We start from the raw sequence: 24478 nt of genomic DNA, 5'->3' as shown, positions 1-24478 counted from the left end.
GTTTCCAGCTTACCAGATGTTTTCCGTGCCGTTCCCGGCGCTTCCTTCATCCAACTCGCTGGTGTCTTCTGCGGCTTGACGCCCCGTCCGACGTTTCAAACTCTAGCCGATCCCCGCTCCGAAAAGCGAATCCAGCCGCAATCCCCAAAAACAGGCACACCGAATAAACCCTGAGCCGGAACGCGTCGAAACAAATAACGACACGCCTCGGCCCGTAGCCGGGAAGAGGTGGTGTTTCAGAGGATTGGCCGCCCCGGGACCGTCCGCGCCGATGCGTGTCCGGTGCTCCCTGCCGAGCGACTAGAGAACACTACGCCCGTTCGGGGGCTGAGGCAAACGGCCTACTCGGACGATACGGGTGCAGAGCGCGCGGCCGGCCTTCACGTACTCACCGTTGGGGTGGTCATTGCCGGTGACCCAGTGGCGGGCGGTGGCCTCGTCCCGGCCGCCGGCGCGGTGGCGGCCGAGGAGACGGGCCTCGCGGACCGCGTCGTCCGTCTCCACGTACCAGAGTTCGCGCAGCAGGCGCCGGGCCTCCGGCCAGGGGTGGTCGGCGGCGGCGAGGTAGTTGCCCTCGGTGATGACGAGGCGGGCGTGCGGGTGGACCACGTGCCGGGCGGCCACCGGCTCGTCGAGGTCGCGGTCGAAGTCGGGGACGTAGATGTCCTGGAAGCGGTCGGTGGCGACCCGGCGCAGCAGGGCGACGTAGCCGTGCGCGTCGAAAGTGGCGGGTGCGCCCTTGCGGTGGCCGAGGTCGAGACGGTCGAGTTGGGCGCCGGAGAGGTGGAAGCCGTCCAGCGGGAGGTAGGCGGCGCTGCCCGGGCCCTCGTGGCGCTCGACCTCGGCGACGAGGTGCCGGGCCAGGGTGGACTTGCCCGCGCCGGGCGGGCCGGCGAGTCCGAGGATGGTGCGGGCGTTGCTGCCGGGGCCTCGCAGCAGGCCGCGGGCGATGGCCGCGACGCTGTCCGCGTCGAGGTCGGCCATGACGGAGGTCCCGGTGGGTCGGTCCGCGTTCATGGGCGAACCCTACTCAGCGTTCGGCGAGGGCGGGCAGGTCCAGGGTGAGGGTGCCGGCGTCGGCGTCGAGCAGGGCGGGGACGCCGAGCGGGACGGTGAGGGTGGACGGGCCGTGGCCGAAGCCCAGTTCCCAGATGATCGGTATGCCGAGCGGTCCGAGGCGGTCGAGCATGACGTCCCGGACCCGGTCGAGCGGGCCGCAGCCCTCCCAGGAGCCGAGGGCGATGCCGGTGACGCCGTCGAAGGCTCCGGAGCGCAGGAGCTGGGTGAGGAGCCGGTCGAGCTGGTACGGGTGCTCGTTGACGTCCTCCAGGACCAGGAGGTGGCCGGCGTAGGAGGGGCGGGCGGCGGGGGTGCCGCGTTCGGCGGCGAGGACGTGGGTGCAGCCGCCGGCGGTGATGCCGCGGGCCCGGCCGGGGACGAGGGCGGTGGCGGTGGCCGAGGTGAGGACGGTCGTGGCGGCGGGTTCGAAGAGGGTGCGGCGCAGGTGTTCGGCGGTGGGGCCGTCCTCCAGGAAGGTGGCCGTGGCGCTCATCGGTCCGTAGAGGGTGGCGATGCCGAGGCGCTGGGCGAAGGCCTCGTGCAGGGAGGAGACGTCGCTGTAGCCGATCAGCACCTTGGGTGGGACGGCGCGCAGGGCGTTCCAGTCGAGGAGGTCGACCATGCGGTGCACGCCGTAGCCTCCGCGGGCGCACATGACGGCGTCGACGGTGGGATCGAGCCAGGCGCTCTGCAGGTCGGCGGCGCGGTCGGCGTCGGTGCCGGCGAGGTGGCCGAGGACGGGGTGGGTGTCCAGGACGTGCGGGGCGACGGTGACGCGCAGGCCCCAGGAGCGCAGCAGGGCGGTGCCGGCGGCGAGCCGCCGGGGGTCGATGGGGCCGCTGGTGGCGACCACGGTGACGTGGTCCCCGGGGCGGAGGTGCGGCGGGCGGGTCAGTCCTCGGCCGGGGGTGGTCGGGTGCTGGTCCATGGCCGGGTTCCTTCCGGGGTGGGGCGGCGCGGGTCGGGGTGGTCCCGGGGCCGGCGCGGAACCGGCCCCGAGAGGTTATGCCCCTGACGCGTTCACAGCGATCCCATGACCTCGCGCACTTCGGCGAGGGTGGCGTCGGCGATCACGTTGGCGCGTTCGGAGCCGGCGCGCAGGACCTCGCGGAGGTGGCCGCGGTCGGCCGCGAGTTCGGCGCGGCGGGCGCGGATCGGGCGGAAGTACTCGTTGACGGCCTCGGTGACGGTGCGCTTGAGCGCGGCCGCGCCGCCGTCGCCGATCTCCTCGGCGACCTCCTCGGGGGTGCGGTCCTGGCAGAGGGCGGCGAGCAGGAGGAGGTTGGAGACCTCGGGGCGGCCGGCGGGGTCGTAGGAGATGCGGCGGTCGGCGTCGGTCTTGGCGCCCTTGAGGAGCCGTGCGGTGGTGTCCTCGTCGGCGGCGAGCGGGATGGAGTTGCCGCGGCTCTTGCTCATCTTGCCGCCGTCGGTGCCGAGCAGCAGCGGGGCGGCGCCGAGCAGGGCCCCGGGGCGGGGGAAGACGGTGGTGCCGTCGGGGTGCGGGTAGCGCTCGTTGAACCGGCGGGCGACGGTGCGGGCGACCTCCAGGTGGGGCAGCTGGTCCTTGCCGACGGGGACCAGGTCGGCCTTACAGAAGAGGATGTCGGCGGCCTGGTGGACGGGGTAGGTGAGCATCAGTCCGTTGACGGCGGCCTGGCTGGAGTGGGCGATCTCGTCCTTGACGGTGGGGTTGCGGTGGAGTTCGGCGACGCTGACCAGGCTGAGGAAGGGCAGCAGCAGCTGGTTGAGGGCGGGGACCGAACTGTGGGTGAAGATCGTGGCGCGTTCGGCGTCGATGCCGGTGGCGAGGTAGTCGAGGACGAGGTTCTCGGTGTGCTCGGCGAGGCGGTCGGCGAGGTCCCGGTCGGTGATGACCTGGTAGTCGGGGATGACCAGGAACATCTCGACGCCCAGGCGCTGGAGGCGGACCCGGTTGCGGAGGCTGCCGAAGTAGTGGCCGAGGTGGAGCGGACCGGTGGGGCGGTCGCCGGTGAGGACGCGGTGGGCGCCCGGGTCGGTGCGGATGCTCGCGTCGAGGTCGGCGAGGTCGTCGGGGTCTGCGAGGTCGGCGGCGGCGGTGGTCGTGGTCACGGGGTGTCTCTCCTCGGAACGGCGGTGGTGGTGGCCGTCCGGGGCTCGGGGCCCGTCCCGTCGGAGAAACGCGACAGGGCCGTCCATCCCGGACGGCCCTGGTCAGGCGTGGCTGGTGGCCGTCCTAGGACGGCCACCAGCTGAGACCTGCGAAGCGCTTCATGGGTTCGAGGATAGCGGGTGCCCACCCGCCGTTCGACTCCTCGGTCGTGATCAGTCCTCGACGACGAGGGCGGGCGTGTCCTTGCGCAGCGTCTCGCCGCGGAAGAACGCGGGCCGGTAGACGCCGTACACGGCCATGAGGACCGCGCCGAGCAGCAGGATGCCGACGCCGATGACGAACACGGAGCCGATGCCGAACACGGCACCGCTGCCGTAGTCCGGGTCCCAGGCGTCGGTGAGGGTCTGCAGGAAGACGCCGCTGAGCAGGATGCCGCCGAGCAGCGGGGCGATGCCCTTGACGACGAGGTCGCGCAGGCTGTCGCGGAGCGAGCGGCGGAAGTACCAGGCGCAGGCGAAGGCGGTCAGCGCGTAGTAGAAGCAGATCATCAGACCGAGGGCCAGGATGGTGTCCTGGACGACGTTCTCGCTGATCACGCTCATGCCGACGTAGAAGGCGGCGGTGGCGAAGCCGGCCGCGACGGTGGCGAAGCCGGGGGTGCGGTAGCGCGGGTGGACGGTGCCGAAGCGCGGCGGCACGGCGCGGTAGGCGCTCATCGCGAGCAGGGTGCGGGCGACCGGGATGAAGGTGGTCTGCAGGCTGGCGGCGGCGCTGGCGACGACGGCCACGAAGAGCAGGATGCTCCACGGGGAGCCGAGCACCGGGCGGGCCAGGGCGGCGAAGACGTTGTCGGCGGTGTCGGGGTTGCCGAGGCCGGTGCCGGTGGTGCCGACGCCGGCGAACATCTGGGCGGCGATGGCGACCAGCAGGTAGGAGCCGACCAGGGTGACCATCGAGATCATCGCGGCCCGGCCCGGGGTCTTGGCGCTGCCGCTGGTCTCCTCGTTCATGGTGAGGCAGGTGTCCCAGCCCCAGTACATGAAGATCGACAGGGAGAGGCCGGCGGTGAACGCGCTGAAGGAGCTCACTTCCAGCGGGTTGAGCCAGGAGGCGGAGAAGCCGACCGAGTGGGGCAGGTCGCCGGCGGCGGCCTTGGCGATGGCGATGCCGGAGAAGAGCAGCAGGACGGCCAGTTGGAGGCCGACCAGGCTGTACTGGAACCACTTGGTGGCCGTCATGCCGCGATAGCTCATCGCGGTGGCGGCGGCGATCAGCACGACGACGGTGGCCAGGTGCACGGCCTTGTTGTCGTTGAGGTCGGCGACGGCGCCGCTGCCGGTCATCTCGCCGAGCATGAGGTACAGGAAGTCGGTGGCCACCCCGGCGAGGTTGGACAGCACGATGATCGTGGCGACCGTCAGACCCCAGCCGGCCATCCAGCCGACCCGGGGACCGAACGCCTTGACCGTCCAGGTGAAGGACGTGCCGCAGTCCGGGAAGTCCTTGTTCAGCTCCTTGTACGCAAAGGCGACGAGCAGCATCGGCAGGAAGCCGGCGAGGAAGACCGCGGGCATCTGGACGCCGACCGCGGTGACGGTCGGCCCCAGGGTCGCGGTCAGGCAGTAGACCGGGGCGACCGTGGAGACGCCCAGGACCACGCTGCTCAGCAGGCCGACGGAGTTGCCCCGTAGGCCCTTGTCCCCCGCTGCCCCCGTCGCCCCCGCCGCCCCCGCCGAAGCGGCGCCGGGGACTCCACCACTGGCGCCACTGACCGGGGCACCCTGCGGAGCGGCGGGCGCCGTTGCCCGGCCGCTGCTTCCGTGCTCTGAGAGCTGCTGATCAAACACCACCGCACCCTAGGTGCGGGTACTGAAGGTTGAGTAGGCCAACCTCAGGTGATCTGAACCACTCCCTTCGATTTGCCCAGGAACGCCCAACCGTTGACCTGTGATGCATGGACCGTTAAGGCGTGTACCTTTATTTCGAAGGGTCGTTACCGAATTGATTTGTCGGAAGTGTTGTGGTTTGACACGATTCGTGACGCGGTCCCGTCCTCGGGCGATGCGGCGCAGAGACTTCGGGGGCCGTCGGATAGGTTTGCCTCACCTAACTTCGACGCCCCGTCCCTGAAGGAGTGCCGCGTGTCCCCCACCCCCGGCCGGCCGACCGACACCCGCCCCACCCGCCGGAAGCTGCTCACCGCGGCCCTCACCGGCGGAGCCGTGCTCGGCATCGGCGGGCTGCTCACCGCCTGCGGCAGCTCGGGCGGCTCCGGCTCCGACGGTCCGGGCTCCGGTGCCTCCGGCTCCGGCGGCGGGACGGCCAAGCCCTCCGGCGGCTCCACCCCGGACCAGAAGTCGGTCAAGCAGGGCGGTGACGACTACGCCGCCGTGATCGAGAAGATGAAGGGCTTCGGCACCGACGCCGCACCCGGCGTCTACCCCCGCACCGTCAAGCACGCGATGGGCGAGACCGTCGTCCCCGCCAAGCCGGTCCGGGTCGTGGTCCTCGACACCGGCGAACTCGACAACGTCGTCTCGCTCGGCGTCCAGCCGGTCGGTGTCGTCCACACCGACGGCTCCAAGACGATGCCGTCCTACCTCAAGGACAAGGCCGGCAACCCCGCCAACGTCGGCACCATCAACAGCCTCAACCTGGAGGCCATCGCCGCGCTCAAGCCCGACCTGATCCTCGGCAGCCAGCTGCGCGCCCAGGACCAGTACGAGCAGCTCTCCAAGATCGCGCCGACCGTCTTCTCGCTGCGCCCCGGCTACCCGTGGAAGCAGAACTTCCTGCTCAACGCGAGCCCGTTCGGCCTGGAGGCCGAGGCCAGGGCCCAGCTGGACGCCTACCAGGCGGCGGCCGCGGCGATCGGCGCCACGCTCGGCGACAAGCGGCCGACCATCACGCCGCTGCGCTTCATGCCCGGCAAGACCCGGCTCTACGCGGAGCTGTCCTTCATCGGCACCATCCTCACCGACGCGCAGCTGCCGCAGCCCAAGATCGAGCAGGTCAAGGAGCTCGCGGTGGAGATCAGCCCCGAGCAGATCGACAAGGCGGACGCCGACTGGGTCTTCTACGGCGTCTACGGCACGCCCAGCTCCACCAACCAGGACGCGGTGCTCGGCGGGGCCCTGTGGAAGACGCTCGGTGCGGTCAAGTCCGGGCAGGCCCGGCCGGTCCCGGACGAGACCTGGTTCCTCGGCCTCGGCGTGGCCGCGGCCAACGTCGTCCTGGCCGACCTCAAGGGCTTCGTGGCGCCCGGCGCCTGACCGGCCCTCTCCCGGGGGGGGTGCTGGGCCGCTGGGACGGCCAGAAGGGCTGGGACCCCTGGGACTGCTGGGGTTGTCGGGACGAACGGGACGAACAGGGCAGGACGGTGGCGTGGGGCGCACGAGGCGGAAAGCCGCTTGGAGGAGATCGCCCGGTGCGGGAGGATCGACGGCACCGAACCGTGAAGGGCCCGTGCCAATGACCACGCTCGACCAGACCGCCGCCGACCGGTCCCCGTCGGCCCCCGCCGCCGCGATCACGCCGTCGGCGCCCATCCGCCCGGACGCGGCCGGGAACGCCGCGGCGGCGGACGGCGCGAGCCGTTGCTCGATCGCGGCGGCGGGGGCCGACGGCTGGACGGGTGGCTCCGTGCCCAGGCCGCGCGGCGGCGGCCGGTCCGGCGGGCCGGACGGGCCGGACGCCGCTGCGGGGGACGTGGCCGGGCCGGAGCGCGCGGACGGCGGTGACGGTCGCGGCGAGGGTTTCGTCCGGCTCCAGCAGCCGCCGGCCGCCCGGGACCGGACCGTCCCCGTCCTGCGGGCGGCCCAGGAGGAGCTGCGCACCGTCACCACCCGGCGCCCGGCACCGTCGCGGCGGCTGCGCCGGATGCACCCCCGGGCGGCCGGACCCCTCCCACCGGAGACCACACCCTCCGGCCCGGCGCCGACGTCGAACGTGCCGTCCGTTCCCGGACCGCGCACCGATGACGACCGGACCGGGACGGAGACCGGTACCGCCACCGGAGCCGCCACCGTCAGCGGGACCGGCACCGTCAGCGGGACGGGCACCGGCACGCGGTCCGTGACGGGCGCCGAGGCACCGTTGGGCGTCCTGATCAGCGGCACCCCGCACCAGCCGGAGGCCGTGGGACGCCTCGGACCCGCGGGGCTGCCCGGGCGGGCGGAGGAACGGCCCGCCGTCCGCGCCACCGCCGAACTCGTTCGGCTCGGCAGGGGAACCTGTCTGGTGGTACTGCCCGCCTGGCGGCCCGCGATCGCCGTGTCGGTGCCGACCGAGCACCTGCTGAGCGCCACCGGCCTCGCCTACGAGCGGCTGGCCGGGGCGCAGCTCTCCGTCGTGATCAACCCCGGTGCGCTGCACGACCGGGAGCTGGAGCCGCGGGACTGGCAGGCCGGTCCCGCCGGGCGCACGGGCCGGCGCGGCGGACGCCGGACGGTCCAGCCGGGCCCGGCGCGGGTCGACCGGGCCTGAAACGGGCGGCCGGGTCAGGCCTGGGCGGGCCGGGCGTTCGGGATGTAGCCGAGGTCGACGGGCTCGGGTGCGCGGCGCTCGGTGAGCCAGCCCTCGCGGACGGCCGACAGCAGGTCGGGCAGCCGGGGCGGCCAGAGGGCGTCCGCGTTCGGGTCGGCGAGTTCCGCCGGGGTCCACCAGCGCCAGTCGAGGATCCGGTCGGCGGCGTGCATCGCGCTGACGTCGCCGACCGGGCCGCGGTGCGGGCCGCTGGCGAGGTAGATGTGCTCGTGCTGGCGGACGGGTGTGCCGTGCCAGGTGAAGTCGTGTTCCCAGGTGCAGAGCAGCGGGCCGGGTTCGAGGTCGGACCAGCCGGTCTCCTCCCAGAGCTCGCGGCGGGCTCCCGTCCGCGGCGTCTCGCCGGGCTCGATGCCGCCGCCCGGCATGGTCCAGTGCACGCCGACCTCGCTGTTGTCCGAGCGCAGGAGGAAGACGGAGCCCGCTTCGTCCAGGACGACCGTGCGGGCCGCCTGCCGAGGGATCCTTCGCGCGTTGCGCCACAGGTTTCGCATCGGGTCACTCTCGCAGCGGGCGGCTCCGGCCGTCGAGCGGATTGCGGCGGGCGGGTCGGGGCCGGTCGGCGGGGCCGCCGGGACGGGCTGCCGGGCGGCTCGCCGGACAGGCTCGTCCGTGCGGGTCCAGGCCTGTGACGTCGGGGTTTTGACGGCCTGTCGACCCATCGGTGGCCTTACCCTGACGCCCATGCCCGCACCAGCCTTCCTCCTCCCCTCCCATCCGCTGGACCCGCGCCGGGTCGACCCGCAGTTCGCCTGGGAGGCCAGGCTGCTGCGCGACCTGGGCGGCGAGCACCATCTGGTCGACCATGACGCGCTGCTCGCGGGCGACGCCCGCGCGGCCGTCCACCGCGTGCCGGCGGGGCGCGGGCCGTTCTGGTACCGGGGGTGGATGCTCCCCTCCCCCCGGTACGCGGACTTCGCCGCCGCCCTGGCGGAACGCGGCGGGCAGCTGCTGACCAGCCCGCCCGGGTACGCCTCGGCGCATGAACTTCCGGGCTGGTACGAGGTGTTCGAAGGCGCCACCCCACAGAGCGTCTGGCTGCCGATGCCGGACGCCGGGGCTGAGGCCGGGACGGGGACGGGGACGGTCGGAGCGGAGCGGTTGGCGCCGGCCGTAGCCCGGCTCGGCGGGCAGGGGCCGGCGATCGTCAAGGACTATGTGAAGTCCCGCAAGGACGAGTGGGACGAGGCCTGCTACATCCCGGAGTTGGCGGATCTGCCGGCCGTCGAACGGGTGGTCGCGCGGTTCGTGGAGCTGCAGGCCGAACACCTGGCGGGCGGTGTGGTGCTGCGGCGGTTCGAGGAGTTCACCCGGGTGGGGTGGGACGCCCGTGGCGCCGCGTCCCCGACCGGCGGCGGCTCCGAGGACGCCGCGGACGGGGACCGGGACGCGGACCGGGACGGGCGGCGGCGGGCGGTGGAGGCCCGGGCGTGGTGGCTGGACGGCGAGCCGGTGCTGGTCGGGCCGCACCCGGACCTGCCCGGCTGCCCGGCCTCCCCCGACCTGTCCGTGGTCCGGCCGCTGGTGCGGGCGCTGGGCTGCCGGTTCGTCACCACCGACCTCGCCGAGCGGGCCGACGGCTCCGGCTGGCGGGTGGTCGAGGTCGGGGACGGGCAGGTGAGCGAGCTGCCTCGCGGGATCGATCCCTCGGGGCTGCTGATCGCACTGCTCGCGGCGTGACCGGGACGGCGTGACGGCGCGGCGGGCCCGTTTCCGGTGCCCGCCGCCCCGCTGTCCCGTCAGACCGCCGCCCCGCCGTCGCGCTGTTCGGCCGGACCGCTGTTCGGCCTGTTCGGACCGGTTATCCGACGATCGCGTCCGAGGCCGGTACGGCCGCGGCGCCGCGGCCGTCGGCACCACCATGCCCGCCCTCCGCGACGAACGCCTGCCAGAGCCGGGTGTACGCCCCGCCCCGGGCGAGCAGTTCGGTGTGCGTGCCGTCCTCGATCACCCGGCCGTGGTCCAGGACCACGACCCGGTCGGCGCGCTCGGCGGTGGTCAGCCGGTGGGCGATGACCAGCGTGGTGCGGCCGCCGCTGAGCCGGTCGGCGGCGTGGTTGACCGCCGCCTCGGTGGCCAGGTCGAGGGCCGCGGTGGCCTCGTCCAGCAGCAGGACGTCCGGATCGACCAGCTCCGCCCGGGCCAGCGCGATCAGCTGGCGCTGGCCCGCCGAGAGGTTCCGGCCCCGGCCCGCGACCTCGTGGTCGTAGCCGCCGGACAGCCGGACGATCATGTCGTGCGCGCCGACCGCCCGGGCCGCCGCCTCCACCTCGGCCGCCGAGGCGTCGGGCCGGCCGTACGCGATCGCCTCGCGCACCGTCCCGGCGAACAGGTAGGCCTCCTGCGGCACCACGCCGAGCCGGTGGCGGTACTGCGCGAGGTCGTAGCGGGTCAGGTCCACGCCGTCGACCCGCACGGTGCCGGCCGTCGCGTCGTAGAACCGGGCGACCAGCTTGACCAGGGTGGACTTGCCGGCCCCGGTCTCGCCGACCAGCGCCACCGTCTGCCCGGCGGGGATCCGCAGGCTGACGTCGGTCAGGACGTCCGGGGAGCCGTCCGCGCCGCCGTTGTAGGCGAAGCCGACGTGGTCGAACTCGATCTCGCCGCGCAGTCCGGCCGGGACGGGCACCGGGTCGGCGGCCACCGCGGTGCTGGTCGGGGTGCGCAGCAGCTCGCGGATCCGGCCCAGGCCCACCGCCGCCTGCTGGTAGCCGTCGAAGACCTGGGAGAGCTGGTTGACCGGCGCGAAGAACAGGTCGATGTAGAGCAGGTACGCCACCAGCGCGCCGACGGTGAGGGTCCCGGCCTCCACCCGCGAGGCGCCGACGATCAGCACCAGCGCGGCGGCCACGCTGGAGAGGAACTGCACGAACGGGAAGTACAGCGAGATGTAGAGCTGGGCGCGGACACGGGCGTCCCGGTAGGCGATGCCGCGGGCGACGAAGCGGTCCGTGTTGGTGTCCAGCCGGCGGAACGCCTGGACGATCCGCATGCCGGCCACGTTCTCCTGCAGGTCGGCGTTGACCGTGCTGATGAGGTCGCGGGAGATCTCGTACTGGGCCTTGGACTTCCGGCGGAACACCAGGGTCGCCACCACGAGCAGCGGCAGCACCGCGAAGACGGCCAGGGCGAGCCCGGCGTCGATCACCAGCAGGGCCCCGAAGATGCCGAGGAAGGTCAGCAGGCTGACCACGGCGGTGACCACGCCGGTCTGCAGGAAGGAGGTGAGCGAGTCCAGGTCGGTGGTCATCCGGGTCATGATCCGGCCGGACAGCTCGCGCTCGTAGTAGTCGAGGCCGAGCCGGTTGAGGTGGGCGAAGATCTTGAGCCGGAGCGAGTAGAGCACCCGTTCGCCGGTGCGGCCGCTGACCCGGTTCTCGGCGCTCTGCACCAGCCAGTCCAGCAGGACGACGACCAGGGCGGCGAGCGAGGCGACGGCGACGCCGGTCATGACGCCCTTGCTGACGCCGTCGTCGATGCCGTGCCGGATCAGGATCGGCAGGACCAGGGCCGCGCCCGCGTCGAGGGCGACCAGCACCAGCGCGAGGGCGAGCGGCGCGCGGAAGGGGCGCAGCAGGCGGCGGAGGCTGAAGTCGGCGTCGCCCCGCTCGGCCTCGGCGCGGGAGATGGCCGGGGTGTCGGCGGCCGGCGGGAGGGCGGCGACCTTGGCGAGGAGGTCGGGTGCGGCGGTGCGGGCCGCCTTGGCCAGGGCCGGGGTGGGCATCGCGGGGGGTGCGGGCGGCGCGGCGGCGGGGGCCGTCCCGGCCGGGTCCTTCGGCCGCGCCGGGTCGGTGCCGTGCATCGGTTCGGTCGCGTCCGCCGGGTCGGTGCCGCGCGTCGGTTCGGTCGCGTCCGCCGGCTTCGGCGGGTTCGCCGGGGCCTTCGGGTCCTCGGGGTCCGCCGGGTTCGGCGCGGCGGGGGCGCGGCCGGCCTCGGGGTCGGTGATCAGGGCCCGGTACCGGGGACATCGGGCTTCGAGTTCCTCGTGCGTGCCGAGGTCCAGCAGCCGGCCCTGGTCGAGGACCGCGATCCGGTCGGCCAGCTGGAGGGTGGAGCGGCGGTGGGCGATCAGCAGTGTGGTGCGGCCGGCCATGACCGAGCGCAGCGCGTCGTGGATCTCCGCCTCGATCTGCGGGTCGACGGCCGAGGTGGCGTCGTCGAGGAGCAGGATGCGGGGGTCGGTGAGGATCGCCCGGGCCAGGGCGATGCGCTGGCGCTGGCCGCCGGAGAGGGTGAGCCCCTGCTCGCCGACCTTGGTCTCGTAGCCGTCGGGCAGGGCCCGGACGAACTCGTCGGCCTGGGCGGCGCGGGCGGCGGCGACGATCTGCTCGTCGGTGGCGTCCGGTCGCCCGTAGGCGATGTTGGTGCGGACCGTCTCGGAGAAGAGGAAGCTCTCCTCGGGCACGATGCCGACGGCTGCCCGGACCGAGTCGAGGGTCAGGTCACGCAGGTCGTGGCCGTAGAGGCGGACGGCGCCGGCCGCCGGATCGTAGAACCGCGGCACCAGCTGCGCGACGGTGGACTTGCCCGAGCCGGACGCGCCGACCAGGGCCAGGGTCTCGCCGGGGGCGAGGCGCAGACTGAGGCCGTGCAGGACGGGCGCCGGGTGCTCGGGGTCGTAGCGGAAGCCGACCCGGTCGAACTCCAGCGCGACCTCGGTGGTGAGCGGGCCGACCACGCGCGGGCTCGCAGACCCGGTCGCGGTCGCGGTCCCGGTCCCGGTCATGGCGGTTCCGGGGTCCTCGGTGTCGGGGCCCTCGACGCCGGGGGCGGCGGCCGGTTCCCGGGTGAGGTCGAGGGTGACGGCGTCCGGGCGCTCCTGGACCAGCGGGCGCTCGTCGATCAGCTGGAGCACGCGCTCGACACCGGCCCGGGCCTGCTGGCCGACCGTGATGACCATGGTCAGCATCCGGACCGGACCGGTCATCTGGGCGACGTAGGTGGAGAAGGCGACGAAGGTGCCGAGCGAGACCTGGCCGTCGACCGCCAGCCAGCCGCCGAAGGCCAGCACCGCGACCTGGGCCAGCGCGGGGATCGCCTGCATGGCGGGGTTGTAGCGGCTGTTGAGCCGGATCGAGCGGAGCCGGGCCGCGAAGAGGTGGCGCGAGGCCGCCTCCAGCTTGTCCAGCTCCTGGGCCTCCTGGCCGAAGCCCTTGACCACCCGCACGCCGCCGATGGCCTCGTCGACCACGCCGGCGACGGCGGCGGCCTCCTGTTGGGCCGCCCACGTGGCGGGGAAGAGCCGCTTGCGGCTGAGCGTCGAGACCCACCACAGCGCCGGGGCCATGACCAGAGCGACGAGGGTGAGCGGCGGCGAGAGCCAGATCATCACGCCGAGCGACATGGCGAACATGATCAGGTAGCCGGTCATCATGGGCAGCATCGAGAGCAGCCCGTTGACCAGCTGGAGGTCGGAGGTCGCGCGGCCGACCACCTGGCCGGTGTCCAGGCGGTCCTGGCGGTGGCCGTCGAGCCGGCCGAGCGACCGGAAGAGGTCGGCGCGCAGGTCGTGCTGGACGTCGACGGCCAGCTGCCCGCCGTAGTAGCGGCGGACCTGGGTGCAGCCGAACACCACGGCGGCGGCCAGCAGCAGGGTCACGGCCCACGGGGCGAGCGGGCGGGTGTGCGCGGTGATGACGTCGTCGATGATCACCTTGGTGACCAGGGGCACCAGGGCGGTGACGGCCATGCCGAGGAGCGAGGCCCCGAAGGCGAGCAGCACGCTGCGCCGGGAGCGCCAGCAGTAGCCGAGCAGCCGTCGGAGCCAGCCCCGGCCGTCGGGGGCGTCGGGGGCGTCGGGGCCGCCGCCTTCGCCACCGGTGGTGGCGGCGGCACGCGTGCCGGTACCGGTGTCGGTGTCGGTCGTGGGGTCCGCGGACGGGCCCGGTCGGGCGTGCCCGTCCCCGGACCCGCCCGGGGTGTCGGTTCGGGTGCCGCTCGGGGAAAGCTCCACCGTAGATCCGTGAGTCTCAGGCATATTTAGGGATGCTAACCATTCCGTCGGGTGGCCGCCATGGAGTTTCAGGCCAGGGCGAGCCGGAGGTCCCGGCCCGACGGAGGGGGCAACAGCCCGCAACCTGCGGTGATTCCCGACGGGGCCGGGGCGGCGCGCCCACCACCAGGGTCGCCGACGGACCCGGGAAACGCCCACCGCCCACCGGCGCAGGGCGCCGCCTCCCTTGGTCCTAGGCCGTCGGGACGAGCCCGCACCGGCCCGGACCCCGCACGGGTCGACCCCGCGGTCGGCCCTGCGGTTGGCCCTGCGGTCGGTTCCGCGACCGGTTCCGCGACCGCCCCTCCCCCGGACGGCGCAACGCGAACCGACGGGATCCGGGCTCAGGCGCGCCCGGCCCCGGCGGCGGCCCGCGCGGTGTCGGCGGCGACGGCGTCGGCGGCCGCCGAGAAGGCCCCGTGCGCCAGGTCGTGCAGCAGCCCGGCCATCGCGTCACGCGGGAGTCCGGCCCGCTCGTCCCCGTGGGCGGGGTTGGGGCCGTGGCTGTGCGGGGTGGAGTTGATCAGCCCGAAGACGGCGTGCACGGACGCCCGGGCGACCGGCTCGGCGGACGGGGCGGCGAGCGGCGGGTAGGCCTGGCGGACCACGTCGACCCAGAGCTCCACGTAGGCGCGCTGGAGGCGGCGGACGGTCCGGCGGTCCTCCTCGCGGAGGTTGAGCAGCTCGCGGTCGTGCAGGGTGATCAGGTCGCGGTCGTCGAGCGCGAAGTCGACGTGGCCGCCGACCAGCGCGTCCAGCGCGGCGGCCGGACCCTCGCTGCCGCCCGCCCGGCGCCGGCCCTCCTCCAGCAGCCGCTCGCTGATGCCGACGAGCAGGTCGGCGAGCATGGCGTCCTTGCCGGCGAAGTGCCGGTAGAGCGCGGGGCCGCTGATCCCCACCGCCTTGCCGATCTCGTCCACGCCGACACCCAGGAAGCCCCGGGCCGCGAACAACCGGGCGGCCTCCTTGCGGATCTGGTCGCGACGCGGGAGCCCGGAGGCGGGTGGAACATTCGGCATGCGGCCCATCGTAGACAGTGGGGTTATCGGTCGTTAACCTGGGCGGCGGAAGTTAACGTTCATTAACGTGTGGGGGTCGCGGGCTCACCAGCCCCTCCGGCCCACCTGCCGCCGAGGGCAAGGGAGCTCTTGGGATGGTCATCTCCACCGCCGGCGCGCCCACCGGCATCAACGGCAACGCCGCGGCCGGCGCCCCTGGCGCCACCGCACCGGCCCCCCGGCTGGGCACGGCCGCGGACCCCGGCTCCGAGGCGTACCGGACGAACACCGCCGCCCACCGGGCCCTGGTCGCCGAGCTGCGCGAGAAGCTCGGCACGGCCGCGCTCGGCGGCGGCGCCAAGGCCCGCGCCCGGCACACCGCGCGCGGCAAGCTGCTCCCCCGCGACCGGGTGGACACCCTGCTCGACCCGGCCTCCCCCTTCCTCGAACTGGCCCCGCTGGCGGCCGACGGGATGTACGACGGGGCCGCCCCGGCCGCCGGGGTGATCGCCGGCATCGGCCGGGTCGCCGGGCGCGAGGTGGTCGTGGTCGCCAACGACGCCACCGTCAAGGGCGGTACCTACTACCCGATGACGGTCAAGAAGCACCTGCGCGCCCAGGAGGTCGCGCTGGAGAACCGGCTCCCCTGCGTCTACCTGGTCGACTCCGGCGGCGCCTTCCTCCCGATGCAGGACGAGGTCTTCCCGGACCGCGACCACTTCGGCCGGATCTTCTACAACCAGGCCCGCCTGTCAGCCGCGGGCATCCCGCAGATCGCCGCCGTGCTCGGCTCCTGCACGGCCGGCGGCGCGTACGTCCCGGCGATGAGCGACCAGGCCGTCATCGTCCGCAACCAGGGCACCATCTTCCTCGGCGGGCCGCCGCTGGTGAAGGCGGCGACCGGCGAGGTGGTGACGGCCGAGGAGCTCGGCGGCGGCGACCTGCACTCGCGGACCTCCGGCGTCACGGACCACCTGGCCGAGGACGACGCCCACGCCCTGTCCATCGTCCGCACCATCGTCGCCGGGCTGGGCCCGCGCCCGGCCCGCCCGTGGCCGCTCGCCCCGGCCGAACCGCCGGCCGTCGACCCGGCCGGCCTGTACGGGGCCGTCCCGGTCGACCCGCGCACGCCCTACGACGTGCGCGAGGTGATCGCCCGGCTGGTCGACGGCAGCCGGTTCGCCGAGTTCAAGGCCGAGTACGGCGCGACCCTGGTGACCGGGTTCGCCCGGATCCACGGCCACCCCGTGGGCATCGTCGCCAACAACGGCGTGCTGTTCGCCGAGTCCGCCCTCAAGGGCGCCCACTTCATCGAATTGTGCGACCAGCGGGGCATCCCCCTCCTCTTCCTGCAGAACATCACCGGGTTCATGGTCGGCCGGCAGTACGAGGCGGGCGGCATCGCCAAGCACGGCGCCAAGATGGTCAACGCCGTCGCCTGCACCCGCGTCCCGAAGCTGACAGTGGTGATCGGCGGCTCGTACGGAGCCGGCAACTACTCGATGTGCGGCCGGGCCTACTCACCCCGCTTCCTGTGGATGTGGCCGAACGCCAAGATCTCCGTGATGGGCGGCGAGCAGGCCGCGTCGGTGCTGGCCACCGTCCGCCGCGACCAGCTGGAGGCGCACGGCGAGCAGTGGCCCGCCGAGGCGGAGGAGGAGTTCAAGCGCCCCGTGCGCGAGCAGTACGAGCGCCAGGGCAACGCCTACTACGCCACCGCCCGGCTCTGGGACGACGGTGTGATCGACCCGCTGGACACCCGGACCGCGCTCGGCCTGGCACTCACCGCCTGCGCCAACGCCCCGCTCCCGGCGCCCGGCCCGTTCGGCGTCTTCCGCATGTAGCCCCCGGGCGGCGGCCCGCCGGCCCCGCCGCCTCCCAGGTGCCCGGCACCCACCCGGTGCCACCACCTCCTTCGTACGGCTCCCCTCGACCCGGAGGAACGCCTCCCATGTTCGACACAGTTCTGGTCGCCAACCGCGGCGAGATCGCCGTCCGGGTGATCCGCACCCTGCGGCGGCTCGGCGTGCGCTCGGTCGCCGTGTTCAGCGACGCCGACGCCGACGCGCCGCACGTCCGCGAGGCCGACGTCGCGGTCCGGCTCGGCCCGGCCGACCGCAGCGACAGCTCCGCCGCCGAGACCTACCTGCGGACCGACCAGATCCTCGCCGCCGCCCGCCGGACCGGAGCCCAGGCCGTCCACCCCGGCTACGGCTTCCTCGCCGAGAACGCCTCCTTCGCCCGCGCCTGCGCCGACGCCGGCCTCGTCTTCATCGGACCTCCTCCCGCCGCGGTCGAGCTGATGGGTGACAAGATCAACGCCAAGGAGGCCGTCCGGGCCGCCGGCGTGCCGGTGGTTCCGGGCAGCCGGGCCACGGCGCCCACCGACGAGGAACTCGTCGCGGCCGCCGGGGAGATCGGCTACCCCGTGCTGCTCAAGCCGTCCGCCGGCGGCGGCGGCAAGGGCATGCGCCTGGTCCGCGACCCGGCCGACCTGCCGACCGAGATCGCCGCGGCCCGGCGCGTCGCCCGCACCGCCTTCGGCGACGACACCCTGCTGCTGGAGCGCTGGATCGACCGGCCGCGCCACATCGAGGTCCAGGTGCTGGCCGACGCCCACGGCACCACCGTCCACCTCGGCGAGCGCGAGTGCAGCCTGCAGCGCCGCCACCAGAAGCTGATCGAAGAGGCTCCCTCCGTCCTGCTCAACGCCGAGACCCGCGCGGCGATGGGCGCCGCGGCCGTCCGTGCCGCCGAGTCCTGCGGCTACACCGGCGCCGGCACCGTGGAGTTCATCGTCCCCGGCGTCGACCCGGACTCCCCCGCCGACGACGAGGGCGTGCGCGACTTCTTCTTCATGGAGATGAACACCCGTCTCCAGGTGGAACACCCCGTCACCGAGCTCGCCGTGGCCGTGGCCGACACCGTCGACACCGCCGGGTCCGCCGCCGGCCGGCCCCGGCGGCTGGACCTGGTCGAGTGGCAGCTGCGGATCGCCGCCGACGAACCCCTCTCCTTCACCCAGTCCGACATCTCCTTCCAGGGCCACGCCATCGAGGCCCGGATCTGCGCCGAGGACCCGGAACGGGACTTCCTGCCCACCGGCGGACGCATCCTGCTCCTCGACGAACCGCGGGGCGAGGGCATCCGGGTGGACTCCGGAGTCGCCCCCGGGACCGTGATCACCAGCTCCTACGACCCCATGCTCGCCAAGGTCATCGCCTACGGGCCCGACCGTCCGACCGCGCTGCGGCGCCTGCGCGCCGCGCTGGCCGACACCCGGATCCTCGGCGTCACCACCAACACCGGCTTCCTGCGGCTGCTGCTCGCCCACCCGGAGGTCGCCGCCGGCCGGCTCGACACCGGCCTGGTCGAGCAGACGGCGCAGCAGCAGCCCGGGCTGCTCGCCTCGCCGTACTCCCCGGCCGCCGCCGTCACGCCGCCCGCCGAGCCCTCCGGCTCCCTGCCGCCGCAACCGCCGACACCCGCCCACCTCCTCTACTACGCGGCCGCGCTCGCGCGGCACCTGGACCTCACCCCGGCCGCCGACGCCGACGGCTGGACCGACCCGTTCTCCCTTCCCTCCGGCTGGCGCCTGGGCGGCGACCCCGCCTGGACCACCCACCGACTCCGTACCCCCGGCCAGGACCCGGTGTCGGTGCGCATCCGATCGATCACTGCGGGCAACGTAGCCGACGCCACCGACAATCCGTCCGACCGCGCCCTGGAGGTCGAGATCCGGCTCGACTCCGGGCCGGTCCACCGGGCCCGGGCCGGCCGCTCCGGGGACCGCCTCCACCTGGCCGTCGACGGCCTGCGGACGAGCTTCGCGCTCGCCGCCGACGGTCCCGCCGCACCCGCCACCGGCCCGGTGACCTGGCTCGGGATCGACGGCGACGCCTGGCCGGTGCACACCCACGACGCGGTCGGCGAGAGCGCCGCCGGCACCGCCGCCCACCACGGGGCGCTGACCGCGCCGATGCCGGGCACCGTCACGGTCGTGAAGACCACGGCCGGGGAGGCGGTCCGCAAGGGCCAGCCCCTGCTCGTCCTGGAGGCCATGAAGATGGAACACGTGATCACCGCCCCGCACGACGGCACGGTGAGCGAGCTGCGGGCCGCCACCGGCGCCACCGTGGCGATGGAGGAACTGCTGGTCGTGGTCGCCCCCGCCGAGACCGTCCCGGCCCCCGCGGACGCCCCGGCCGAGGCCCCCGAGGCGGTGCGGTCGTGACCGCCCCCGCACCGAGAGACGCCGGCCCCGCCCGCGAACCGGACGCCCTCGACCTGGGCCTGCCGGCCCCGGTCCGCTCCCCCGGCCTGCCCGCCGAGGTGCGGATCCACGAGGTCGGCCCGCGTGACGGCCTGCAGAACGAGGGCACGCTCGTCCCCGTCGAGGTCAAGGCCGAGTTCATCGGCCGGCTCGCGGCCGCCGGTCTGCGCACCGTCGAGGCCACCAGCTTCGTTCACCCGAAATGGGTACCCCAGCTCGCCGACGCCGAGGAGCTGATGCCCCGGCTCGCCGACCTGCCGGACCGCCACCCGGGACTGCGCCTGCCGGTGCTGGTGCCCAATGAGCGCGGCCTGGACCGCGCGCTGGCCCACCACGCCACCGACGTCGCGGTGTTCGCCAGCGCCACCGAGACCTTCGCCCGCCGCAACCTCAACCGCTCGGCGGACGAGGCGATGGCGATGTTCCGCCCCGTGGTGGAGCGGGCCGCGGCGGCCGGCGTCCCGGTCCGCGGCTATCTGTCGATGTGCTTCGGCGACCCCTGGGAGGGGCCGGTCCCGGTCGCCCAGGTGGTCCGCTCCGGGGTGCGGCTGCTGGAGATGGGCTGCGCCGAGCTCAGCCTCGGCGACACCATCGGCGTGGCCACCCCCGGGCAGGTCACCGCCCTGCTCGACGGGTTCGCCGGGGCGGGGGTGCCGGTCGGCAGGCTCGCCGTGCACTTCCACGACACCTACGGCCAGGCGCTGAGCAACACGCTGGCGGCGCTGCGCTCCGGGGTCACCACCGTGGACGCCTCGGCCGGCGGGCTGGGCGGCTGCCCCTACGCCAAGAGCGCCACCGGCAACCTGGCCACCGAGGACCTGGTGTGGATGCTGCACGGACTCGGCATCCGGACCGGCGTCGACCTGCGCGCCCTGGTCGCCACCAGCGGCTGGATGGCGCGCCGGCTCGGCCGGCCGAGCCCCTCCCGCACGGTCCAGGCCCTGCTCGGCACCACCCCCGCCGGACAACCGGACTGACCCGCACCGGCCGGCCCGCGCACCGGGGCGGCCCCCTCGTACACGTCCGCTCATCACACCGTCCGCCCGGCACACCAGCACCGGCGGCCGTCGTCCCGACCACGCCCGCGCCCACCCGGCGGGGCCCCAGGAGGATCACCATCATGCTCGACCACCGGCTGAACACCGAGCACGAGGAACTGCGGCGCACCGTGGCCGAATTCGCCCAGGACGTGGTCGCGCCGAAGATCGGCGAGTACTACGAGCAGGGCGAGTTCCCCTACGAGATCGTGCGGGAGATGGGGCGGATGGGTCTGTTCGGCCTGCCGTTCCCGGAGGAGTACGGCGGCATGGGCGGCGACTACTTCGCGCTCTGCCTGGCGCTGGAGGAGCTGGCCCGGGTCGACTCCTCGGTCGCGATCACCCTGGAGGCGGCGGTCTCGCTCGGTGCGATGCCCGTCTACCGGTTCGGCACGGAGGAGCAGAAGCGCGAGTGGCTGCCCCGGCTGACCTCCGGCGAGCTGCTCGGCGCGTTCGGCCTGACCGAGCCCGAGGGCGGCTCGGACGCCGGGGCGACCCGCACCACCGCGCGGTACGACGAGGCCACCGACGAGTGGGTGATCAACGGCACCAAGTGCTTCATCACCAACTCCGGTACCGACATCACCGGGCTGGTCACCGTCACCGCGCTCACCGAACCGATCGCTCGTTCGAGTGAAGAGGGCGAATTCTCCTCGCCTCGGCGGGAAATCTCCTCCATCATCGTGCCCACCGGGACCCCCGGGTTCCAGGTGTCGAAGAAGTACTCGAAGGTCGGATGGAACGCATCCGACACCCGCGAACTGTCCTTTACCGACTGCCGCGTCCCTGCGGCCAACCTGCTGGGCGAGCGAGGTCGCGGCTACGCCCAGTTCCTGCGGATCCTCGACGAGGGCCGCATCGCGATCGCCGCTCTGGCCACCGGCCTGGCCCAGGGTTGCGTCGACCAGTCCGTCTCGTACGCCGGTACGCGCCGCGCCTTCGGCCGCGCGATCGGCGCCAACCAGGCCATCCAGTTCAAGCTCGCCGACATGGAGATGCGCGCCCACACCGCCCGCCTCGCCTGGCGGGACGCCGCGTCCCGGCTGCTGCACTCGGAACCGTTCAAGAAGGAGGCCGCGATCGCCAAGCTGTACTCGTCGGAGGCCGCCGTCGACAACGCCCGCGAGGCGACCCAGATCCACGGTGGGTACGGCTTCATGAACGAATTCCCCGTCGCCCGCTTCTGGCGGGACTGCAAGATCCTGGAGATCGGTGAAGGCACCTCGGAGGTCCAGCGGATGCTCATCGCGCGAGAGCTCGGCATCGGATCCTGAGACTGTCGTAGGCCGCACCCGCGCCGACCGTCGGCCCGCTCCGACCGGCGGGCCGCTCCGGGGGCGATCACCAAGGGGCGTGGCAGCGGCAACGCTGGTGGCCGCGCCTGGGACGGTGCCCGGGGCCGTCCCAGGCGTGGGCGCCAACGGGGTTGACGCCACCACCGGCCGTCGGGAGCGCACCGGGGCGCGGACCGATTCATCAACCGGTTGATATGGAGCAGTTGTTCATCCGCACGGACACCGGACCGTCCGTCAGGGGATCACGATCACCGGGCGGTTGGCACGGCGGGCCAGGCGGCCGGAGACCGAGCCGAAGATCTTGCCGAGCAGGCCGTGCGTCGTGCCGACCACGATCGCATCGGCGGCGAACTCGCGGCCGACCTCCTCGATCTCGTGGCAGATGTCGCCGCCCCGCTCGACCAGGATCCAGGGCACCCCTGCAAGGAAGTCCGCGCAGGCGAGCTCCAGGCCGAGCACCTCCGTCCGGTGGTCGGGGAGGTCGACGAAGACCGGTGGCTCGCAGCCGGCCCAGACGGTGGCGGGCAGGCGGTTGGCCACATGCACGATCACCAGGCCGCACTGGGAGCGGCGGGCCATGCCCACCGCGTAGGCGAGGGCGCGCTCACTGGACAGCGAGCCGTCGAAGCCCACCACCACACCGTGCTGGAAAGCCGGGTCGCAGGGCTTGGCGGTTGCCTCGCGGACCGTCGGCTCGCCGGCCGCGCCGGGCAGGCCGAAGGCGCTCGGGCGTTCGGCGCCCGGTCCCGGCCGGCCTGTCACCGGGGGCTCCGGAGGAGCATCGGACCGTCGGTCGTCCCGCCGCTGGCGGGAGCCCGGTCCGGGACGGCCGCGGCGGGCGAGGTGGCGAAGCGGGTGGGGGAAACGGGCGTCCTCGCCCGGCTCCACCGGTCGGGAGGGCTCAGAACCAGCCATGGCACAAGGCTCTTCGAAGGAGATGGGCCGACAGGAGAGGACAACGCTGCCCGGGCGGCAGGCCCGCACACGGGAAGACGTCGGTCTGCGCCGAGCACCACCGTTGGTGACCTGTTCCTTTCAGAGTACGACGGGCCGGACACGCAGCCCAGCCGCGCGGCCTCGGGGGCGACACTCTTCCCACGAACGAGGGATGCGCGCACCGGCTGCGGTGCGCCCCTTGCCCAGACGCGAAGGCGCCCCTCCGGCGAAGGAGGTTCCCTGGAGCTTGACTGAGCGGACCGGGCGGCGCAACAGGCTTCGGGGACACCGTGACCGGACTGTCATGGATCGATGACGATCCGTTGCCGACGGTCACCGGGCAGTGAGGCGACCGTCGAGGCGGCGAACGAGGTGGCCGGTGGAGCGACCGGTCATCGGAGGGAAGGGCGGTGAGCCGCAGGAGGGCGGTGAGCGGTCGTGGGGGCGGTGGGGGCGGTGCGCCGCCGCTCCGGCACCCGTTTCAGCCAAGGGGCACCGGTTCGGGACGCCGTCTGGCATTTGCCAGGTGCATAGGCGCGGCCGCTGGCACCATGCTCGACATGCCCCTGCTCCTGCTCGACCTCGACAACACGCTGCTCCCCAGGGACGCCGCATTCCGGGCCTGGGCTCAGGACTTTCTGACCGAACGGGCGCTGCCGGCCGGAGACGTCGACTGGCTCGTCACCATCGACGGCGGCGGCTACGTACCGCGCAGCACCGTACTGTCCGCCGCCCGGCGCCGCTACGGCCTCGACGAGTCGCTCGACCGGCTGCTCGCCCACTACCGGCACGGCATCAACTCCCACATCCACTGTCCGGCCCGCAACATCGACGCACTGCGGGCGGCGCGCGCCGCCGGGTGGCGGCTCGGTATCGTCAGCAACGGCAGCACCGGTGCCCAACTGGAGAAGATCCGGCGGACCGGCCTCGGACCGATGGTCGACGGCTGGGTGATCTCCGAGGAGGCCGACTGCCTCAAACCGGACCCGATGATCTTCGAGATCGCGGCGCAGCGGTGCGGCATCGCGCCGACCGGGGACTGGGCCACGCACACCTGGATGATCGGCGACCACGCCCCCGCGGACATCGCCGGCGCCGAACTGGCCGGGCTGCGGAGCGTCTGGCTGCACCACGGCCGCCCGTGGGCCGAGCCCGCCTACCGGCCGACGCTCAAGGCAGCCGGTCTGCCGGAAGCGGTCCGGCAGGTGCTGTCCGCCCGCGGCGTCCCCACACCCCGCGCCGAGGCCCTCACGGGAGGGCCGGGTGTTCCACGCCGCTCCGTCGGCGGCGGTGTTACCGTCGCGCGCCTGGCGGGTTAGGGCCTGGGAGGGGCGCGGACCGAGCCGGCGCGTAGCGGCCACGGCGGCGCAACGCGGCGTGCGCGACGGCGCGATGACCCGGCCGTCCGCCCCTGACGGCGGGCGCGCGCCTTCAACGGTCCACATCGCGGGCAGTGCTTCATCGGCTTCCAGGACCGGACCGGCTGTCCGAAACCGGTCCGGCGGGTTTGCCGAGGATGCCACCGCCGGCTCCGCACCCGCGGAGCACGTGGCCGCGCTCACGGCACGGGCCGGCTTCGCGGTGCCGTCGCACCGTCCGGCCCGGACCGAATAACGGACTTCGGGCCGTGATCGCGCGGAGGCCGCCCGGGCACGGGCGGATGCGTGCGTCGACGGCCCGACGGGTCGCCCCGCCCCAGCGACTCACCCCTCCCCAGCGACTCACCCCTCCCCAGCGGCTCGCGCCCCGGCGGCTCACCCGCCGTCAGCAGAGCGGCCGGACAGCGCCGTCGAAGCGCGGGCGCGGCCGAACGGCTCAGATCGAGGCCCTGTCCAGCGCAACCGTTCCGCCGTGATCGGCGTCGTCAGTTCCGGGCCCCGCGCGGCCGGTTCGTGCACCGCGCCCGCCTCCGACGGCCGACCTCCGGGGGCCGCAGACGTCGCCGTTGGCCTGTTCGGGCCGGCCGGGATCTCCCCCGAGCGGCGGGGTACCGGGCGGCCGACCACCGTTCCTCGGCTCCGGCACTGGCCGGATGAAGCCTGGGAGGCGCACGCGATGCAGCCGTGCGCCCTCACGTGCACCGCCTATTTTCGGTCAATCTCGCGCGGCTCCCCCGCCCTTGGGCAAATCCGCAGCCCAGGCACACCGGCCGGGCGCGTCTGAGAAAGTGTTGGGTAATTGATCGGCTGCATGGCGTGATCAGCTGGCGGTGATCTTCGCGGTCGAGGTGTCCGCGAAGATCACCGCTATGTGT

16 protein-coding genes are annotated in these 24478 nt (G+C 73.8%); 8 read left to right on the top strand and 8 right to left on the bottom strand.

Annotated elements, in window-relative coordinates; genetic code table 11:
• Positions 1-300: 300 nt before the first annotated feature.
• The 4 genes from ACFVVU_RS38215 to ACFVVU_RS38200 form a co-directional block, all read right to left on the bottom strand.
• Complete coding sequence (locus ACFVVU_RS38215) at positions 301-1017, bottom strand: nucleoside/nucleotide kinase family protein (RefSeq protein WP_380689642.1); 717 nt, start codon at positions 1015-1017, stop codon at positions 301-303.
• A gap of 13 nt (positions 1018-1030) precedes the next feature.
• Entirely contained in the window at positions 1031-1987 is a 957-nt protein-coding gene (locus tag ACFVVU_RS38210; RefSeq protein ID WP_380689640.1) for an LD-carboxypeptidase, read from the bottom strand.
• Positions 1988-2079: 92 nt separating this feature from the next.
• On the bottom strand, positions 2080-3150 hold the full coding sequence (gene trpS / locus ACFVVU_RS38205) for a tryptophan--tRNA ligase (RefSeq protein ID WP_387794411.1): 1071 nt from the start codon (positions 3148-3150) through the stop codon (positions 2080-2082).
• A 213-nt stretch (positions 3151-3363) separates the two neighbouring features.
• Positions 3364-4998, bottom strand: coding sequence for an APC family permease (locus ACFVVU_RS38200; RefSeq protein ID WP_387794409.1), 1635 nt, complete (start codon positions 4996-4998; stop codon positions 3364-3366).
• A gap of 294 nt (positions 4999-5292) precedes the next feature.
• Between ACFVVU_RS38200 and ACFVVU_RS38195 the strand changes: the two genes are divergently transcribed.
• Both ACFVVU_RS38195 and ACFVVU_RS38190 read left to right on the top strand, forming a co-directional pair.
• Entirely contained in the window at positions 5293-6423 is a 1131-nt protein-coding gene (locus tag ACFVVU_RS38195; protein WP_387794408.1) for an ABC transporter substrate-binding protein, read from the top strand.
• Positions 6424-6622: 199 nt separating this feature from the next.
• Positions 6623-7636, top strand: a complete 1014-nt coding sequence (locus ACFVVU_RS38190) for a hypothetical protein (RefSeq protein WP_387794407.1) — start codon at positions 6623-6625, stop codon at positions 7634-7636.
• Between the two features lie 14 nt (positions 7637-7650).
• On the opposite strand, the gene ACFVVU_RS38185 is transcribed toward ACFVVU_RS38190, so the two are convergent.
• Positions 7651-8187, bottom strand: a complete 537-nt coding sequence (locus ACFVVU_RS38185) for an NUDIX hydrolase (RefSeq protein ID WP_380683302.1) — start codon at positions 8185-8187, stop codon at positions 7651-7653.
• A 190-nt stretch (positions 8188-8377) separates the two neighbouring features.
• Between ACFVVU_RS38185 and ACFVVU_RS38180 the strand changes: the two genes are divergently transcribed.
• Positions 8378-9373: an ATP-grasp domain-containing protein gene (locus ACFVVU_RS38180; protein ID WP_387794405.1), complete on the top strand. Its 996-nt coding sequence runs from the start codon at positions 8378-8380 to the stop codon at positions 9371-9373.
• 121 nt (positions 9374-9494) lie between these two features.
• Here the strand turns inward: ACFVVU_RS38180 and ACFVVU_RS38175 are convergent, their stop codons facing one another.
• Positions 9495-13670: an ABC transporter ATP-binding protein gene (locus ACFVVU_RS38175; protein WP_387794403.1), complete on the bottom strand. Its 4176-nt coding sequence runs from the start codon at positions 13668-13670 to the stop codon at positions 9495-9497.
• Between the two features lie 359 nt (positions 13671-14029).
• Positions 14030-14704 (bottom strand): TetR/AcrR family transcriptional regulator, encoded by a 675-nt coding sequence (locus ACFVVU_RS38170; RefSeq protein WP_387794401.1) that lies wholly within the window; start codon positions 14702-14704, stop codon positions 14030-14032.
• 134 nt (positions 14705-14838) lie between these two features.
• Between ACFVVU_RS38170 and ACFVVU_RS38165 the strand changes: the two genes are divergently transcribed.
• The 4 genes from ACFVVU_RS38165 (at position 14839) to ACFVVU_RS38150 (ending at position 21267) form a co-directional block, all read left to right on the top strand.
• On the top strand, positions 14839-16527 hold the full coding sequence (locus tag ACFVVU_RS38165) for a carboxyl transferase domain-containing protein (RefSeq protein ID WP_380683299.1): 1689 nt from the start codon (positions 14839-14841) through the stop codon (positions 16525-16527).
• Between the two features lie 107 nt (positions 16528-16634).
• Positions 16635-18917, top strand: coding sequence for an acetyl/propionyl/methylcrotonyl-CoA carboxylase subunit alpha (locus ACFVVU_RS38160; RefSeq protein WP_387794399.1), 2283 nt, complete (start codon positions 16635-16637; stop codon positions 18915-18917).
• Positions 18914-19933 carry a hydroxymethylglutaryl-CoA lyase gene (locus ACFVVU_RS38155; protein WP_387794397.1) on the top strand — a complete coding sequence of 340 codons (1020 nt, stop codon included), beginning with the start codon at positions 18914-18916 and terminating at the stop codon, positions 19931-19933. Before ACFVVU_RS38160 ends, ACFVVU_RS38155 begins: the two co-directional genes overlap by 4 nt.
• Positions 19934-20076: 143 nt before the next feature.
• Positions 20077-21267 (top strand): acyl-CoA dehydrogenase family protein, encoded by a 1191-nt coding sequence (locus ACFVVU_RS38150; RefSeq protein ID WP_355370136.1) that lies wholly within the window; start codon positions 20077-20079, stop codon positions 21265-21267.
• A 255-nt stretch (positions 21268-21522) separates the two neighbouring features.
• Here the strand turns inward: ACFVVU_RS38150 and ACFVVU_RS38145 are convergent, their stop codons facing one another.
• A complete protein-coding gene (locus ACFVVU_RS38145; RefSeq protein ID WP_380687740.1) occupies positions 21523-22002 on the bottom strand; it encodes a universal stress protein in 480 nt (159 codons plus the stop codon).
• A gap of 782 nt (positions 22003-22784) precedes the next feature.
• Between ACFVVU_RS38145 and ACFVVU_RS38140 the strand changes: the two genes are divergently transcribed.
• Positions 22785-23543 (top strand): HAD family hydrolase, encoded by a 759-nt coding sequence (locus ACFVVU_RS38140; protein ID WP_387794394.1) that lies wholly within the window; start codon positions 22785-22787, stop codon positions 23541-23543.
• Positions 23544-24478: the final 935 nt, after the last annotated feature.

It is taken from the genome of Kitasatospora sp. NPDC057965, assembly GCF_042887135.1.
Taxonomy (GTDB): Bacteria; Actinomycetota; Actinomycetes; order Streptomycetales; family Streptomycetaceae; genus Kitasatospora.
Note: the sequence above shows the minus strand (reverse complement) of the source record. Positions and strands in the feature narration are given on the sequence as shown.

What these genes read in the sequence shown, in the direction of transcription:
- ACFVVU_RS38150 (WP_355370136.1), top strand. Translation starts at nt 20,077, where the DNA reads ATGCTCGACCACCGGCTGAACACCGAGCACGAGGAACTGCGGCGCACC.
- ACFVVU_RS38170 (WP_387794401.1), bottom strand. Translation starts at nt 14,704, where the DNA reads ATGCCGAATGTTCCACCCGCCTCCGGGCTCCCGCGTCGCGACCAGATC.
- ACFVVU_RS38190 (WP_387794407.1), top strand. Translation starts at nt 6,623, where the DNA reads ATGACCACGCTCGACCAGACCGCCGCCGACCGGTCCCCGTCGGCCCCC.
- ACFVVU_RS38185 (WP_380683302.1), bottom strand. Translation starts at nt 8,187, where the DNA reads ATGCGAAACCTGTGGCGCAACGCGCGAAGGATCCCTCGGCAGGCGGCC.
- ACFVVU_RS38160 (WP_387794399.1), top strand. Translation starts at nt 16,635, where the DNA reads ATGTTCGACACAGTTCTGGTCGCCAACCGCGGCGAGATCGCCGTCCGG.
- ACFVVU_RS38215 (WP_380689642.1), bottom strand. Translation starts at nt 1,017, where the DNA reads ATGAACGCGGACCGACCCACCGGGACCTCCGTCATGGCCGACCTCGAC.
- ACFVVU_RS38175 (WP_387794403.1), bottom strand. Translation starts at nt 13,670, where the DNA reads ATGCCTGAGACTCACGGATCTACGGTGGAGCTTTCCCCGAGCGGCACC.
- ACFVVU_RS38165 (WP_380683299.1), top strand. Translation starts at nt 14,839, where the DNA reads ATGGTCATCTCCACCGCCGGCGCGCCCACCGGCATCAACGGCAACGCC.
- ACFVVU_RS38140 (WP_387794394.1), top strand. Translation starts at nt 22,785, where the DNA reads ATGCCCCTGCTCCTGCTCGACCTCGACAACACGCTGCTCCCCAGGGAC.
- ACFVVU_RS38210 (WP_380689640.1), bottom strand. Translation starts at nt 1,987, where the DNA reads ATGGACCAGCACCCGACCACCCCCGGCCGAGGACTGACCCGCCCGCCG.
- ACFVVU_RS38180 (WP_387794405.1), top strand. Translation starts at nt 8,378, where the DNA reads ATGCCCGCACCAGCCTTCCTCCTCCCCTCCCATCCGCTGGACCCGCGC.